General features: G+C 37.6%; 17 protein-coding genes. 8 read left to right on the plus strand and 9 right to left on the minus strand.

Annotated elements, in window-relative coordinates:
* Position 1: 1 nt before the first annotated feature.
* Both AC0IWT_RS07790 and AC0IWT_RS07795 read left to right on the plus strand, forming a co-directional pair.
* Positions 2–2,050: a hypothetical protein gene (locus tag AC0IWT_RS07790; protein WP_471796714.1), complete on the plus strand. Its 2,049-nt coding sequence runs from the start codon at positions 2–4 to the stop codon at positions 2,048–2,050.
* A gap of 87 nt (positions 2,051–2,137) precedes the next feature.
* Positions 2,138–3,484 carry a hypothetical protein gene (locus tag AC0IWT_RS07795; protein WP_471796715.1) on the plus strand — a complete coding sequence of 449 codons (1,347 nt, stop codon included), beginning with the start codon at positions 2,138–2,140 and terminating at the stop codon, positions 3,482–3,484.
* Positions 3,485–3,843: 359 nt separating this feature from the next.
* Here the strand turns inward: AC0IWT_RS07795 and AC0IWT_RS07800 are convergent, their stop codons facing one another.
* From AC0IWT_RS07800 to AC0IWT_RS07815, 4 genes are all read right to left on the minus strand, one after another.
* Positions 3,844–5,265, minus strand: a complete 1,422-nt coding sequence (locus AC0IWT_RS07800) for a Glu/Leu/Phe/Val family dehydrogenase (RefSeq protein ID WP_056871216.1) — start codon at positions 5,263–5,265, stop codon at positions 3,844–3,846.
* A gap of 132 nt (positions 5,266–5,397) precedes the next feature.
* Complete coding sequence (locus AC0IWT_RS07805) at positions 5,398–5,616, minus strand: CcmD family protein (RefSeq protein ID WP_056871217.1); 219 nt, start codon at positions 5,614–5,616, stop codon at positions 5,398–5,400.
* A 69-nt stretch (positions 5,617–5,685) separates the two neighbouring features.
* Entirely contained in the window at positions 5,686–6,348 is a 663-nt protein-coding gene (gene ccsA, locus AC0IWT_RS07810; protein WP_056871218.1) for a cytochrome c biogenesis protein CcsA, read from the minus strand.
* Positions 6,349–6,480: 132 nt separating this feature from the next.
* A complete protein-coding gene (locus AC0IWT_RS07815; protein ID WP_056871219.1) occupies positions 6,481–7,152 on the minus strand; it encodes a heme exporter protein CcmB in 672 nt (223 codons plus the stop codon).
* Between the two features lie 562 nt (positions 7,153–7,714).
* Here AC0IWT_RS07815 and AC0IWT_RS07820 point away from each other — a divergent pair.
* The 3 genes from AC0IWT_RS07820 (at position 7,715) to AC0IWT_RS07830 (ending at position 9,263) form a co-directional block, all read left to right on the plus strand.
* On the plus strand, positions 7,715–8,209 hold the full coding sequence (locus AC0IWT_RS07820) for a methylated-DNA--[protein]-cysteine S-methyltransferase (protein ID WP_471796716.1): 495 nt from the start codon (positions 7,715–7,717) through the stop codon (positions 8,207–8,209).
* Position 8,210: 1 nt separating this feature from the next.
* Positions 8,211–8,600: a cupin domain-containing protein gene (locus tag AC0IWT_RS07825; RefSeq protein WP_471796717.1), complete on the plus strand. Its 390-nt coding sequence runs from the start codon at positions 8,211–8,213 to the stop codon at positions 8,598–8,600.
* Positions 8,601–8,807: 207 nt separating this feature from the next.
* Positions 8,808–9,263 (plus strand): lipocalin family protein, encoded by a 456-nt coding sequence (locus tag AC0IWT_RS07830; RefSeq protein ID WP_471796718.1) that lies wholly within the window; start codon positions 8,808–8,810, stop codon positions 9,261–9,263.
* On the opposite strand, the gene AC0IWT_RS07835 is transcribed toward AC0IWT_RS07830, so the two are convergent.
* From AC0IWT_RS07835 to AC0IWT_RS07850, 4 genes are all read right to left on the minus strand, one after another.
* Entirely contained in the window at positions 9,253–9,666 is a 414-nt protein-coding gene (locus AC0IWT_RS07835; RefSeq protein ID WP_056871222.1) for a hypothetical protein, read from the minus strand. The genes AC0IWT_RS07830 and AC0IWT_RS07835 overlap by 11 nt on opposite strands.
* 64 nt (positions 9,667–9,730) lie before the next feature.
* Positions 9,731–10,066, minus strand: a complete 336-nt coding sequence (gldC, locus tag AC0IWT_RS07840; RefSeq protein WP_056871223.1) for a gliding motility protein GldC — start codon at positions 10,064–10,066, stop codon at positions 9,731–9,733.
* A gap of 96 nt (positions 10,067–10,162) precedes the next feature.
* Positions 10,163–10,435: a hypothetical protein gene (locus AC0IWT_RS07845; RefSeq protein WP_471796719.1), complete on the minus strand. Its 273-nt coding sequence runs from the start codon at positions 10,433–10,435 to the stop codon at positions 10,163–10,165.
* Positions 10,435–11,781, minus strand: a complete 1,347-nt coding sequence (locus AC0IWT_RS07850) for a DEAD/DEAH box helicase (RefSeq protein ID WP_471796720.1) — start codon at positions 11,779–11,781, stop codon at positions 10,435–10,437. Before AC0IWT_RS07850 ends, AC0IWT_RS07845 begins: the two co-directional genes overlap by 1 nt.
* A gap of 332 nt (positions 11,782–12,113) precedes the next feature.
* On the opposite strand from AC0IWT_RS07850, the gene AC0IWT_RS07855 reads away from it, so the two are divergent.
* Positions 12,114–13,448, plus strand: a complete 1,335-nt coding sequence (locus AC0IWT_RS07855) for a dihydroorotase (protein ID WP_471796721.1) — start codon at positions 12,114–12,116, stop codon at positions 13,446–13,448.
* 72 nt (positions 13,449–13,520) lie between these two features.
* Positions 13,521–14,669, plus strand: coding sequence for a DUF3810 domain-containing protein (locus tag AC0IWT_RS07860; protein ID WP_471796722.1), 1,149 nt, complete (start codon positions 13,521–13,523; stop codon positions 14,667–14,669).
* Between the two features lie 24 nt (positions 14,670–14,693).
* Here AC0IWT_RS07860 and AC0IWT_RS07865 read toward each other — a convergent pair whose 3' ends face one another.
* Positions 14,694–15,275 carry a MiaE family protein gene (locus AC0IWT_RS07865; RefSeq protein ID WP_471796723.1) on the minus strand — a complete coding sequence of 194 codons (582 nt, stop codon included), beginning with the start codon at positions 15,273–15,275 and terminating at the stop codon, positions 14,694–14,696.
* Positions 15,276–15,414: 139 nt separating this feature from the next.
* Here AC0IWT_RS07865 and AC0IWT_RS07870 point away from each other — a divergent pair, with 139 nt between their 5' ends.
* Positions 15,415–16,638: a glycosyltransferase gene (locus tag AC0IWT_RS07870; protein WP_471796724.1), complete on the plus strand. Its 1,224-nt coding sequence runs from the start codon at positions 15,415–15,417 to the stop codon at positions 16,636–16,638.
* Positions 16,639–16,704: the final 66 nt, after the last annotated feature.

Here is a 16,704-nt window from a genome sequence, read left to right on the forward strand (position 1 = left end):
AATGAAAAAAGTTCTACTTGCCGCCGCCCTCCTATTATTAACCAAGCTAAATTACGCTCAGGATTTAGTGAAGAAAATTCCGGCTAATGCCTTTACAGTTGCCACAATTAAAGGCGACAATGTATTTAAACTGATGTTTCTGAAAGACTTTAACGAGTCGTTTGTAGGAAAAAAACTACTCACAGAAACGTCTAAATCACTTGATAAAACGTTTTCAAGTATTGAAGATTTTGGGATTAATCTCGAAAAAAACATGTACTACTTTAATCAGTTAACGGATAGTATTAGCTACAACTGTTTTCTTATTCCGCTCAAAGACGCTACAAAATTTGAAAACCTGATAAACGATAAAGATAAAAAGATAAAAAAAGATGGCGATGTAAGAACCATGATCCTGCCCGACAGTACAAGCATTATTAAGTGGAACAACAGCATGATGTATTTTGTTACCGGCAGCATAAAAAGTTCGTTTTTCGCTGATTCCGCAAAATCTGCACGATATGGTATAAAAGATATTCGTTATCAGAATAGCTATGATGATTTAACAGACAGCGCAATGGTTACCGTCGATTCAACTTATGCAACAACAGCCGAGCCTGTACTTGTTGAGGCTACCGATGTTCCGCCGCCCATCATTCAGAAAGAACAAGCTCAAAAAAAGGCAGCAATAAAACAATCTTCCAAGAAGAAAACGACTAAGGTTAGAAAGAAAGTCAAAAATTCGAAAGGTAAAAAAGGTGTTTCAAAGACCGTTAAAGCACCCAAGGTTAAAGTAATTGACGAACCGATAGTGCAGGAAATTCCGGTTGATAGTGCGATGATGGCCTCACAGAATCCATATGGCGACGAGCAGTACGATGAGTATCAAAAAGAGAGAGCTGAACAAGATGCCAAGAAAAAACAGCTTGCTTTTGTATGGATGACGGCTCAGGCAGATAAAATTTTTAATTCCAGTTACGAATCGATTGAGAGCAATAAGTCTTATTCGGCCAGTTTGGATAATAAGGCAATTGCCGAGCTTTGGGTTGCGAGCTTACAGGATGTGTACAATTCGGTTGCGCCCGAGTTTGGCACGTACGGAAAAACCGGTTTAATGCAGGGTTACGGTAGTTTAAGCGCCAAGCTTTTTATGGATGATAAGAGCTTCAGGATTTCGACAGGTTTAACGTTGGCGAAAGACCAGGCAGATGCTTACAAAAAAATTATGGACAGGAAGATGAACAAAAAATTCCTGAAATATGTAAATAGCGAAAAAGCAATTGGCTTTATGGGTTATTCTATCGATACAAAAGCCTATCTGGAGGAATTCCCTAAGTTAATGAAACAGACTTACGGAGCTTTTCTAGGTCGGAATATGGAGGAAGAAATTGAGTTAGGAACTGACTTATTTTCACTTTTATTAGATGAGGAGGCTGTAAGTGAAGTTGTAAAAGGCGATGCATTGTTTGTAATTAACGGTTTAAATACAAAAGATGTAACCTACACCACTTACGAATATGACGACGATTACAATCAAAAAGAAGTAACTAAAACAAAAAAAGAAACCTTGCCAGATTTCTTGTTCATGTTTTCATCAGAAGATAACCGCCTGATGAACAAGCTGATTAAATATGGTATGCATAAAAATTATGTATCTCTAAAGAATAACATCTATAAAATTGAAGAGAAGAAAAGTCCGGTTGATATTTACTTTATGATAAAAGATGGAATCGTATTTTTCGGCAATTCCATCGCCGAAATGGAAAGCATTAATGATAACACTTTTAAACCGGCAATAACAAAAGCACATAAAACCTTATTAGCCAAAAACAATTTTAGCTTCTTATTTAACGCCAACAATTTGGTGGGCAAAGTTCCTACAGAAGAAATTGGTGGGGAAGAAACGGCTAAGAAATTCAACGAAACGTTGGGTAAAATGGGGAATGTTTACATGAAATCAAACCCGATAAAAGGCAATGTTGTTTCAGCTGATATAAGTGCAGAAATACCAAACGGCCATGAAAATGCCTTAAAATATTTGTTTTCTTTAATTGAGAATGCATCGAAATAACACCCGCCACCAAAACCGCAGAATAAGTGCTGAGTTTTTCGGTGTTACCTCGTGTTTCTTGTGGCAAAATCAACTTAAAATAGTCTCATGAAGAAACTTTTAAAAATAACAGTAGTGATAATTTTATCACTGCTTATTTTTTTTCTGGGCACATTCAAGTACAGGCAGTATAAAGCCAATGGAGTTTCCATCCCTAAAAACGCTACTTCTTTGGTAAAGCTTAACGTTGATGAGATTTACAAAAGTATTGCGGCTAACTTAATTTCAAACCCTGGCTATTATTTCAAATCGGACACAAATAAAAGCACTAAACCGAAGTTTGAAGATTTTGACCATGGATTAAAAATTCCTGCAAGTATTTATTTGTATACCCTTAAAAATCAACCAAAAACGGCTTTTTTTTCGAGGTTTGAAATTAAGGAGCTAGATCATTTTGAACATTTTCTATTGAGTACCCTTAAATTGCAAGTAGTTAAAAGCGGAAAAAACGGAAATTATTCAAAATCAAAAACAGGAAATGTTGCAGTTTATTATAATACAAAATATGCAGCGATTGCAATTTCCACTGAGGTAATTAATTTCGAGCCGATATTAAACAAGAACTTAAATCAAAAAGATTTTATTGAAGTTGGCAAGAGCAATTTCGATTTGGTTAAGAACTCAACCGAACATGTTGCTTTTGCAGATGGCGAGCACTTTGGCACCTTGAATTTTGGTAAGGGAACAATAAACTTTACTGACGAGTTTGTTTCTAAAAGTATAATTCCTGCCGCAAAACCAGTCTACAGAAAGTTTAACAACGAAAGTGCTATTAGTTTTTGGGTAAATGCAGATTTTACAACAACAGCTAAGCAAACTTTAAAGCTTAAAAACACTAGCTTGGAACGAGATAGCATCGCCAAATATTACCAAAGATATCTCGATTTCGAATGGGTAAACACCACTCAACAAATCGACTCGATAATTACTTATGACTACAATGATGATTTTGAGAAGGTTGAGAAAGTAACACTGCAAAAAAGAGATGTACCGAATTTGGTTTTAAATATTTCAGCAGATGCCATTGGTTTAAAGAAATATTTGAGTAGCAGGAGTATCATCAATTTAGATAGCGGTATCGTTAACAAATCGGTATTTCCGCTATATAACGTATTTGTTGGCGAAGATAATGAACGACTGGTTTTAAGCACAAGCAAGGGTAATAAAGTTGGAGCTTCTACTGAATCATCAAATGATTTTTTCGCTTTGAAGGTTAATTTTTTAAAACTGAATAAGCAAATAAATCAACCTCTGTTAACTCGTTATACAAAGAATTTAGCATTGCTGGAGGTTAAAGGAAACAAACAAGAAAATGGCAAAATTAAAGTTGATGGCAAATTAGTATTCGTTAATAAGGATATCAATTCGCTGTATCAATTATTGAAAGGGTTTTGATATCAATCCTCATTTCACCTGGAAAGAAATCCCGAACATTCGTGAGAAAATCTCAATCTTAATTTTTTAAAAGCTTTCTCCACTTCTTTCTGAAGGATGACTTGTTGCGCAACCTTCCCGGACATACTTTTGTATCTAAACCCGATTAATGTGGAAATACTTTTGTTGCAAGGTCTTCATCAGGCTCACACTGACATTCGCAAAAGATTGGAACGAAAGCGGGACCAACCCTACCCTAAAAACATTAAACCGCACATTTCCAAAATAAAAAACCCTTGCAAATTTACATCTGCAAGGTTTTTTTTAAATATATCGAGGGAATGAGCCTTAGACCTTCCTCCTGTCTGTACTCTTTCTTATTAAGGCCAAACGCCCAAATTCATGTAAGAAACCGCAATTTTATCGATTGAATTGACAAAAGCTGCAGTTCTTAAAGTTTTTGTTGCAGGCTTGTTCACCAAAGTCTCGCGGATTTCGTGGTAAGAATGGATCATGGTATCTTCCAAACCAGAGTTTACCAATTCGATTTCCGATGCGCCTTTAACAATCATTAAACGATGCTCAGGAAGTATCGTTTTGCCCGTTAAGTTTTCTAAAGTATTAATTAGGTTGGCGTTTGAATTAGCTGCGTAACGGTTTTCCATACGGCCAAAAGCCACATGAGAAAGGTTTTTTAACCACTCGAAGTAAGAAACGGTAACACCACCTGCGTTGCAATACATATCTGGAATGATGATACCACCCATTTCTGTAAAAATTGCCTCTGCTTCCGGAGTCGTTGGTCCGTTTGCGCCTTCGGCAATAATTTTCGCCTTAACGTTGCGAATGTTATGCTCTGTAAACTGATTTTCCAATGCCGCAGGTACAAGAATGTCGCAATCTTGCTCCAAACCGTCCATCGAATTTTTAAAATCGGTTGCACCAGGAAAACCTAAAATTGAACCGGTGTTTTTACGGTGTGCAAAAACTTCATCGACATTTAAGCCATTAGGATTGTAGATTGCACCTTCGAATTCGCACAAACCAACAATTGTAGCGCCAAATTCGGCTAAAAATTTAGCTGAATGGTAGCCCACATTTCCCAAACCCTGAACAATAACTCTTTTATCGCCCAAACCAGCTTTAAAACCGATTTTAGCCATATCTTCAGCAACATCCACACATTCGCGAACTGCATAAGCCACACCACGACCCGTAGCTTCCTTCCGCCCACGGATACCGTGTAAAGCAATTGGCTTTCCGGTTACGCAACCTAAAGCATCCAGTTGACCCGGATTCATAGTCATGTAAGTATCTGCTATCCAACTCATTTCGCGTTCTCCAGAACCATAATCTGGTGCAGGAACGTCTATACCGGGACCGATAAAATTTTTCTTAATTAATTCTGTAGTGTAGCGACGGGTGATGGTTTCTAGCTCGGCAACACTGTATTGTTTAGTATTTATTTTGATACCCCCTTTGGCGCCGCCGAAAGGAACGTTCACAATAGCACATTTGTATGTCATTAAGGCTGCAAGCGCCATAACTTCATCTTCATTAACCATTTCGCTGTAGCGGATACCGCCTTTTGTTGGGCTCATGTGATGCGAGTGTTCAACACGCCAGGCATCAATTACTTCAAAACCGTTTCCACGACGAATTGGGAATTGGAAACGATAAACACTATTACACGCTTTAATCTGGTTCAATAAACCTTCAGGATGATTGGTGAATTGAGCCGCACTGTCAAAGTTCTTGCATACATCAGCAAAAAACTTGTTCTCGTCTGCTAGATTAGCCATTTTTTATTTTTATGAATTAAGTATGCCGCAAAATTGCCTAAAAAAAACGCATATATCCAAATGAAAAAACACTTAGTGTAAACCCGACACCAATCTTATCAAGCGCAAAAAATAGCTTTAAATTGTTTAAACTTAGTTTTTAGGTAAGTTTTCTCTTTCGATTTTTTTTAATCTTTTATCGATTGAGAACAGGTAAGCCAGCAAACCAACAAGAATGATAACAATACAGGTTACAACTACGTAAATTTTACCATCGCTGCGCAATTTATCTGCCATTTCTACACCATTATCCTGGGCAAATAACTGGACAGTAAAAAGCGTAAATATTAGGGAAAACAATATCTTTTTCATTTGTGTTTTGGAATTTTGGTAATGAATGTTCAGCAATTATTTTTTTGTTCTCTTATTTTAGTTATCAAGCTAATTCATTTGCTGTTTATTTTCCAGCGAACGAAGTCTGAAACGAATTGTGTACACCCAGTAGCCAATTAGTATCCAGCCGAGGCAAGCAGGATAAAAAACCATGCGCATACGGCTATCTAAGTCATAACTGTTAAAACCGGGGTTACCACCGTTTCCCGGGTGTAGGGAATCTTTTAACCGCGGTAAAACGAAAAGTAAAACAACCATCATTGGGAAAGCAAAAATGTTGTAGATGGCAGAAATTTTAGCTCTTTTTTGCTCCTCATCTATCGCATTGCGAAGAATTAAATAAGCAAAATACAGAAGGACGGAGATGGCTGCAAAATTTTGTTTTGGGTCAAAACTCCAAAACTGGCCCCAGGTATATTTGGCCCAAATGGCGCCGGTTACCAAACCCAAAAGGCCGAAAATAATTCCTGCATTTACGCTTTCAACAGCTTTGATATCATCTACTTCGCTTTTGGAGCTTAAAGATTTTATGCTGTAAAAAACAGAGATTGAAAACAACACAATCATTGCAAACCACATTGGTACATGAAAGTAAAGGTTCCTGATTGATTCATTTAAAATAGGCAAACGAGGTACGCCAAGTAATAAGCCGGCAATAGCGGTGTAAATAACCAATACAGAACCCAAAATTTTCCACCAAGTTTTATTCATACATCTATAATTTTTAATGAGTGACTACTGAATGATTGACACTACAATCCCTCAATTCACTATTTCTGATTCAACATTTTTTAAAAGAGATAACTTTCAACCAGTCCTTCATTTTCTAATTGCTTATCAACTTTAATCACGCCAAAGATAAGGAAATAACAATAACGAGGTTGCTACCGTAAGCACATTCACAACCAAAAGCATCGCGATTTCATCATAACTATTTTCCCATGGCAAGCCATCAACAGCGTTTTTCGCAAGCTTTATAAGCAATATTAGTACAGGAATAATGATTGGAAAACTTAAGATCGCCATGAGCATGCCCCCATTTCCAGCTTTGCTTGCTATTGCCGAAACCATTGTAAAAACCGTTGAAAAGCTGATGCTTCCGAGTACCACAGCTACGTAATAGAGGAGTAAATCAGGTGGTGTGTAATCATTAAATACTAGCATATAGAAGCCCAAAGCCACGGTAGTAAGCACCAGCATCAGCATCGTGTTATAAATTGTTTTTGATATAAGTACTGCACCAGGGCTAGCTAACAAATAGCTGTACAGTTGCTGTCCTCTACTCTCCTGAAGAAAACTTTTCGAGACCCCATTGATTGATGCAAAGAGCATAATAATCCAAAAAAGCGCATTCCAGATCAATCTCTCTTTCTCGCTGAGAATTACAAAAGATAAATAGCAAGTAAAAATAGTTGAAACGACATAGAGCAACACACCGTTGATGGTATATTTTGAGCGCCACTCCAATAGTACTTCTTTGTGGATTAAATATTTAACCTCTTTGGCCAATTGCATAAACGCAAAGATACTTTTATTGATAAATATTATAAGTTAAAATTGTTGGATTGTTGTAATAATGTTAAGCGTTAACATAGAGAAATTAGCCACAGAAACCCAGAAGACTCAGAGTGCAGAAGATTTAACTAACAAAAAAAATACGCCGCCATATTCGGTGAATTCTGTGCTTCTGTGGCAAAGATTAATGCACCAATTTTAACTTAAATAAAATAGTTAGCCACAGAAACACAGAAGACTCAGAGCGAAGATGATTTCACTAACAAAAAAATATGCCGCCATATTCGGTGAATTCTGTGCTTCTGTGGCAAAAATTAATGCACCAACTTTAACTTAAATAAAATAATTAGCCACAGAAACACAGAAGACGCAGAGCGAAGATGATTTCACTAACAAAACAATATGCCGCCATGTTCGGTGAATTCTGTGCTTCTGTGGCAAAAATTAATGCACCAATTTTAACTTAAATAGAATAATTAGCCACAGAAACACAGAAGACTCAGAGCAATGATGATTTAACTTGTCAAAAAAAATTCCGGTACATTCGTAAATCTTTGCTTCTGTGGCAGAAAAAAAAATGGAATACGCATCGTTCATAAATTCTCCAATTGGAAAAATAACCATCCTTGCAGATGATGATTTCGTGCATGCGGTCACTTTTGCTAAACAAAACATCGAAGGATTAGTAGAAAACAGTCTAACGAAAAAGGTAGCTAAACAATTGGCGGACTACTTCAACGGCAACTTAAAAACCTTCGACTTCCCGATTAAACAAAAAGGAACTGCGTTTCAACAAGGCGTTTGGCAAAATTTACTCACTATCCCATATGGCATAACGCTATCTTACGCTAAATTTTCTGCGCACCATCCATTAGCCATCAGAGCAATTGCAGCGGCCAATGGAAAAAATAACGTGGCCATAGCCATTCCTTGTCACCGGGTTATTGGTAGCAATGGAAAACTTGTTGGTTATGCTGGCGGTTTGTGGCGCAAGCAATGGTTATTGCAGCATGAAAGAGAAGTTTCTCAAAAAGGACAAACGGAAATAAAATTTTAACATGAATACTACTTCAGAAAAAGCCGATACCCCAACCTACTTAAAAGCGATCCGCTTAATAAATGTCGACGGTAACAGATGTGATTTTGAGGTTGGACGAATTCCTGCCAGACAACACATCAACGCAAATTATTTTTTCGCACAAACAGATGTTTCGTTGCACAATACCCCGCACCCTGCACCCAGGAAGCAGTATGTAATTACAACAAAAGGAAGGTTAAAATTTAGAGTTACAAGCGGTAAAACCTTCATCATAGAGCCCGGAATAATTTTGATTGCAAATGATACTCAAGGCGAAGGCCACACCTGGGAAATTATTGACGGCAATGAATGGGAAAGAATTTATATCCCATTGGAAGATGAAATTAATGACCATTTTATAGCAGACTAAGTCATTTCTGCAAAATATGGAAACAAGCATCTTCCAAGTACGACAACTTGCCGAAAGCAAAAACCTTTGAAAGAAACAATTTTTCGGAATATCATTAGCGAGTTTTTTAAAAACCAATTCAATTGATAATGCGTAAATAACCTCAAACCTATTGTTGTTATGAAAACGATTTATGCAGTCCTGTTGATTATGCTAAGCTATCTTCCAATGGAAAAGAATACTCCTGTGGCTAAGCTTGACCTTAAAAAATACTCAGGAACATGGTATTCGTTATATTCAATTCCAACAATTTTCGATAAGGGAAGTAGGGAAACTACGACAAAATACACGCTTAATAAAGAGGGATATTATAACGTAATTACAACTTACAAAAAGCCTGGAGACGAAAAAGTCTACTCCAGAAGCTCTAAAATTTTTCCTTCAGATGAAGGAAGAAGTGGGGAACTACAGGCGCAATTTGTTTGGCCAATAAAAGTAGATTATTGGATTATTGAGCTTGCTGACGACTATTCTTATGTTGTAGTGGGGCACCCAGATCGGAAGTTCTTATTCATCATGAGTCGCAATCAAACAATGGCGAAGAAAACACATGATGAGATTGTTGCCCGTTGCAGGGAAAAAGGATATGAAGTAAGTAAACTAACTGCCCAATTTAAGGGGTAATGGTTTGACTAGTGATCTTTCCGCTCCGGCTTGTGCTAAATAGCATAAAAATAACACCAACCAAAAGCACAATCCATCCCCATTGGAAATGAACCACCTTTCCTATTAATTTATTTGCGAAACCATATTTAGTGTAATTATTCGCAGTAAAATAAACTGCAATCACTGCTAAAACATACCAGATAGCCATTACAAAGCTCATGAAACGGAATGCACCTGCTTTTCTGATAAATAAGAACAGAACTGCGACTCCAAGAATAGCAAACGTAATGAAGAACAATCGTGCATCAGATTGATACAAATTCCAATTACCCTTGATAGGCACTTTCAAGATTGGGCAGAAACTCGCAACAACGCATAACAAAATACCCAACCAGGCCCTGAATTTATTTAGAATTAACATCTTATTTTATATTTTTTCTGAAGGTAGCAACTAAAAAACCTTACTAATGATTTAATAAAAACAATTATTGTCCCTCAACAATACCCATCTTTTCAGCAAAATGTGCACAATAGTCCCGTAAATCTTCTACGATCAAGGTCTCGTTCGTAGCTTTCAGAAAGCTATCGCCCATGGTCTGCAAAGTTTCATAGAAAAAACGTTTCATTTCGTCAACAGGCATATCTTTGGTCCAAAGGTCTATCTTCAACGTATTTTTGTAATTATGATCCCAAACCGATAAAAACATGGCTTTGGCGGGCACCTTATCAGCATTGCCAGAATCGGTACTTTCCCAAAGGATATTATCTGGATTATTGCCCTCGTCTAACTCAACTGTTAACTTTATTTCTGCTGTTTTCATTTCTTTTAAATTGAATACCACGATAAGACTTTACAGATTTATCGATTATTTTAAGGATGCAAAGATGCTGATTTTAGTAAATAATCTCTTCACCACTTAGGTCATTTTTTGTAATATTACCATCAAGATTAAGGTAATCAGGATAAAAACGGACTCGACAATCCAGATTCTTTTCAAATCTTTTAACGTAAAACGGAAAATCAAATCGGTAATAAAAGTAACCAGAATTAAGCACCCTAAAATAACAAGGTAGAAACCGCTTAAATCTATTTGCCTTGGTGCATTATTTTTCGGCGCTAAAATGTTTAAAACCGCAAGTCCCAAACCTGCAGCGCCAATAATATTCAAAGGCGTAATCCTTAATTTCATTACTTTTTCTTATCGAAACGCTTACCTTTCTTAAAACTTTTAACTTCCTTCCCTGCCTTCGCTTTTGCCTTTTCCCTCGCTTTTTTCTCAATTGCTGCAGCATGCTTTTTCTCGTGGAAAGCACCTTTAAAATCGGGATCTTCCTTGCGTTTCTGCATATCAATTTCCTTGGCAATATACTGGCGTTCCTCGTACGGCGTTTCATCTATATAAACACCCTCCGGTATTTCGGCCACAGGAATATACTGACGAATTAACTTCTCAATTTTACGGATATAATATTTTTCGGCATCCGTGGCAAAAGTAATCGCGTCACCTTTGGCAAAAGCCCTGCCTGTACGGCCAATTCTGTGCACATAATCTTCAATAATAATCGGCACATCGAAGTTAATTACGTGACTTACATCGCTCACATCGATTCCTCTGCTCGCTACATCTGTTGCAACCAATACACGAATATTGCCCTCCTTAAAGCTATTAATAGAGTTAATTCTGGTATTCTGACCTTTATTCGCGTGTATCACACGAACATTTTCTGCACCATATCTGCGTTCAATAAAGCTGAAAATATTATCGGAAACTGTTTTTGTTTTACAAAAAATTATCAGACGGCTAAACGCCTCATCATTTTTTAAAAGATGCTGTAACAGGTTAATTTTTGTCTTAAAATTCGGCACGTAATACAGCGTTTGCGTTACGTTTGCAGCTGGTGTAGCCTGCGCCGAGGCTTCAATAACAAGTGGATTATTTAAAAAATCACCAGCAATTTTCTGTACCAAATCGCTCATCGTTGCAGAAAAAAGTAAATTTTGGCGCTTGCGTGGCACAATTTCCAGAATCCGATGTATAGAGCCAATAAAGCCCATGTCCATCATCTTATCCGCTTCATCTAAAACCAAAAACTTCAAGCTTTGAGTATTAATATCCCCAGCCAGGTACAAATCAAGAAATCTTCCGGGCGTTGCAATCAAAATATCAACGCCCTTGGCAATCTGTTCTTTCTGGGTTTTTGGTCCGATGCCGCCAAAAATTACAAGCGAACGCAAATCCGTGTAAGTAGAAAACAACTTTACCTGTTCCGCTATCTGCATGGCGAGCTCCCGTGTGGGCGACAAAATTAAAGCCCGCGGATTTTCACCCTGGGCGTACTTCAACTGCATTAAAATTGGCAAAACAAAGGCCGCAGTTTTTCCTGTTCCCGTTTCGGCAATGCCGAAAATATCTTGTCCTGATAACACAGGCGCAATTGCTTTCTCCTGTATCGGCGTGGCAACGGTATAACCTGCATCGGCAACTGCATTTAAAATTTGCCTGTTTAATTTAAATTCTTCGAACGATTTTGCCATAGCGCACAAAGATAGGTTTTTTAAGCCGAAAGGCTAAAAGCTTAACAACCAAAGCTCAAGACTAAAAACTGATTGCTGTTGATCAACTTATATCAGCTTATCTTCTTTCGAAAAGCAATTTAGGTAATTCTTCGGTTGGGGCAGCCCTGCTATCGTTCCAATCTTTTGTCTTTGTCAGTTTCGCTCGCCGCAGCACTGCTGCAAAAAGTATTTCCACTCTATCAGGTTTATTTAACTCAAAACAGTGTTAAAAACTCAATTTCTATCCTCCATCCGTCCAAACATGATACTCGATAGCCGCTACTTAATACTAAATTACTACCTTTGAAACCATGAATTCTTACCTGATAAAAGCCGCCACAATTGTAAACGAAGGACAAAAATTTGTTGCAGATGTGTTAATTAAAAATGGATTTATTGAGAAAATCGGTCAAAACATTTCTGCTGAAGATGCAACGGAAATTAATGCTGAGGGCCAATATCTTTTACCTGGAATGATTGATGACCAGGTTCATTTTCGCGAGCCTGGTTTAACTCATAAGGCAGATATTTTTACCGAAAGTATGGCTGCTGTTGCCGGTGGGATTACCTCGTTCATGGAAATGCCAAACACGGTTCCTAATACATTAACTCAGGCTTTACTGGCCGATAAATATGCTATTGCTGCAGAAACATCGTTGGCTAATTATTCATTTTACATGGGTGCCAGCAATGATAATATTGAGGAAGTTTTAAAAACCGACCCGAAAAATGTCTGCGGCATAAAGGTTTTTATGGGTTCATCCACAGGAAACATGTTGGTAGACAATGAGAAAACCCTGGAAAATATTTTTAGTAAAGCACCAATTCTCGTTGCTACACATTGCGAAGATGAAGCCACAATTCGCCATAACCTTGCAGAATTTAAGGCAAAATACGGCGATGACTTAACCATAGAAATGCATCCGCTTATTCGCAGTGCAGAAGCATGTTACAAATCTTCGTCGCTTGCAGTCGAACTGGCTAAAGCCTACCAAACCCGACTTCATATTTTACATATTTCGACAGCCAAAGAGATTGAACTGTTCGATAACAGCATTCCATTAGCCGATAAAAAAATTACGGCAGAAGCTTGCGTCCATCACCTGTGGTTTAATGATAAAGACTATGCTACAAAAGGCAACTTTATTAAATGGAATCCTGCTGTGAAGACCGAACACGATCAAAATGGCATTCTTCAAGGCATTTTGAATGATAATATTGATGTTATCGCCACAGACCATGCCCCACATACTTTGGAAGAAAAGAACCAACCCTATGCGCAAGCACCATCAGGCGGACCATTGGTGCAACATGCTTTGCCCGCTTTACTGGAAATGCACTTACAAGGCAAAATATCCTTAGAAAAAATTGTAGAAAAAACTGCTCATAACCTCGCCATCTGCTTCGATATTGAAAAACGTGGTTTCATCCGTGAGGGCTTTTGGGCCGATTTAGTTTTGGTTGATTTGAAAGACTCCTGGAAAGTAACCAAACTTAATAACTTTTATAAATGTGGCTGGAGCCCTTTTGATGGATATACCTTTCAGGCGAGCGTTACACATACTTTTGTGTCGGGCAACCTGGCCTACCAAAAAGGCAGGTTCACTACCGACCAGATTGGAAAGCGGCTAACTTTTGCCAGATAGTTTTTTATATTTGTTTATTAATCAAAATCACACGATACATACTCACTTGTTTACAAAACCCATGATGATGACATGCTCACACTTATGGAAATCCAATCTTTAAAAGGCCATAATTGTTTGTTTAAGCATTCGGTGTACAAAAGAATTTCGGTTTCAATCAGTTTAACCATCCTGATTTTCGTTTTCGGCCTGTTTCCTAAACTGGTTTTAACGTATTATTCAACCGGTATTTACCCTTATATTTCTTCTTCACTTAGATTTGTTTCCTCAATTTTCCCTTTTGCCATTGGCGATCTTGTTTATCTATTGCTTATCGGCTTTGTTATTTATAAAGTTGTCAGGTTTTTTAGAAAGAGAAAAACCTTAAATAGAAAACACCGCGTTATAGTTCCGCTGCAAGTTTTAAACTTTTTTTTAGTGCTCTACATTCTTTTCAAAATTGCCTGGGGTCTAAATTACAGTCGGCCAAGTGTAAGCGAAGAACTGGGCATTGGAGATGAAAAATATAGTGTAAAAGAATTGGTTCTGCTGGGCGATTATTTTGTGGAAAAAACGAATAGTTTAAAATCAAAGCAAAGCAAAATCCCGGCGTATTCCATTAACGATTTAGAGCGAAACTCTTCGAAAGCGTACGATTTATTAAAAAACAAAAATTCATTGTTTCGTTATAAAAACCCTTGCCTAAAGCCTGTTTCAAGCAATTGGCTAACCAGTAAAGCGGGCATAGAGGGCTATTATGCGCCTTTAACCGGCGAAGCAAATATGAATATGGCTTTACCAGATTTTGTTAAGCCTTACGTTTCCTGCCACGAAATCGCCCATCAACTAGGGATATCTTACGAAGATGAAGCGAATCTTTTAGGCTATTTAACTGCAAGTAATATGCCCGATGTTAATTATCAATACTCGGCTAATTATGAGATGTTAAGGTATATTTTGTTTGAAATTAGAATGAAATCACCGCAGGATTACAAACTACTTTATGAGAAGATAGAACCCAAGGTTTTGGCTGATTTTAAAACCGAAAAGGAATTCTGGAGAAAATATAATGGTGATATGTTCGGTTATATGGATGCCGCTTTTGACAGTTTTTTAAAACTAAATAATCAGCCGAAAGGCATCGACAGCTATCAGGATATTGTAATTTGGTTACGGAATATTCATAAGAAAGAATTGAAAAAAGTTGAGCGGGAACGCGTAAACTCGGCTTACAGCAGATAAACTTAACCTTTAAACCAATAAATTTTAACCGTGTATTGCCTCTTTTTTGCCAAAACTTTGAATTAACTCACCTTCAAATTCCAGCCATTCTTTCCAGCGCTTATCAACATCTACGTCGACACTATATTTGCGGGCAAAATTTAAAAATGTCGTATAATGACCTGCTTCAGAAACCATAAGTTCATGATAGAATTTAGCCAGCTTTTCATCTTTAATGTTTAAAGATAATACACGAAACCGTTCACAGCTTCTGGCTTCAATCATTGCGGCAAATAAAAGTCTGTCGATAAAGGCCTGATTTCTGCTACCGTCTTTTTTACTAAACTTTACCAACCGGCCCACATAATCATCTTTCCTTTCCCGACTCAAAGTGTAGCCACGTTCTTTAATAATTTCAATTACCATTTGAAAATGCTGCATTTCTTCGATAGCAATTGCAGTCAATTCATCTACCAAATCCTGGTGTTCAGAATTTTGAGTGATTAAGGTAATGGCATTCGATGCTGCTTTTTGTTCGCACCATGCATGGTCAGATAAGATTTCGGCTAGGTTCGATTCTGCAATATTTGCCCAGCGTGGGTCTGTTAACAATTTTAATCCTAACATTCGGGTCTTTGTGATTGAGCTGCAAAATTAAGAATATTTAACATATGGTGCGTGTTTCAGAAAGATTTACGCGATGAACTTAGAACTTTTCCGTTTGATATACGGGAGACAAAAAAAACGACTTACTTTGCAGTTAAATATGAGTGCAAAAAAGATATTGATTATTGGATTAGTATGGCCTGAACCGACTTCATCAGCAGCCGGGACGAGGATGATCCAATTGGTTGATTTGTTTTTGCGCAAAGGTTTCAACATTACGTTCGCATCTGCGGCTTCTAAAAGTGATTTCAGTTATGATTTTTCTGAAACTGAAGTTATTGAACAGCAAATAAAACTAAATGATGAAAGTTTCAATTTATTATTGAAAACGCTGAATCCCGAAATCGTCCTTTTCGATCGATTTATGGTAGAAGAACAGTATGGCTGGCGGGTGCAGCAGGAATGTCCGGAGGCACTTAGAATTTTAGACACAGAAGATTTACATTTTCTCCGGAGCGCACGGCAGCAAAGTGATAAAACACAAAGTCCGGTAGATTTATTTTCTGATACTGCTAAAAGGGAGCTGGCGGCAATTCTGAGATGTGATCTATCTTTGATAATTTCTGAAGTGGAAATCAAAATTCTGGAAGAAACCTTCAATATCGAACCTGCTCTGCTATACTATCTTCCGTTTTTAGAAAATGCAATTCGTTCCGAAAACATAAGTAATTGGCTTCCATTTGAGGCCAGGGCCGATTTTATCTTTATTGGTAACTTCCTGCACGAACCTAACTGGAATTCAGTTCAAGTTTTAAAAACGAAAATCTGGCCACTGTTAAGGAAAAAATTGCCTGGCGTGAATATGAATATTTACGGGGCTTATGCATCGCAAAAAGTGTTGCAACTGGAAAACAGGCAGGAAAGATTTTTTGTAAAAGGAAGAGCAATCAATGCACAGGAAACGATTTCGAAACATAAGGTTTTACTCGCCCCCATTCAGTTTGGCGCCGGCGTAAAAGGTAAGTTTATCGATGCAATGCAAGTTGGTACGCCCTCTGTAACAACTCTGGTTGGTGCCGAAGCAATGAAAGGTAATCTGGAGTGGAACGGGTTTGTTGAAGATGATTTCGTGGTTTTTGTTGATAAAGCGGTCATGTTGTATCAGGATAAATCAGCCTGGCATAACGCACAAAAAAATGGAATTCGTATTATCAATGAACGCTACCCTTCCTCGAATTTCGCCGATAAATTTGTTGCTGATATTGAAAAATTAGATTTAAAATCCCATCGCCGTAAAAATTTTATGGGTCAGATCCTGAACCACCATACTTTACAAAGCACCCGGTATATGTCGCTATGGATTGAGGAAAAGAACAAAAAATAGTCGGCTGTTAAAAATTCTTACAGGCCTCAGCATATTGTTCAATCAATTCCCTGAGCCGCAATCTTA

This window comes from Pedobacter sp. AC464, assembly GCF_979253075.1.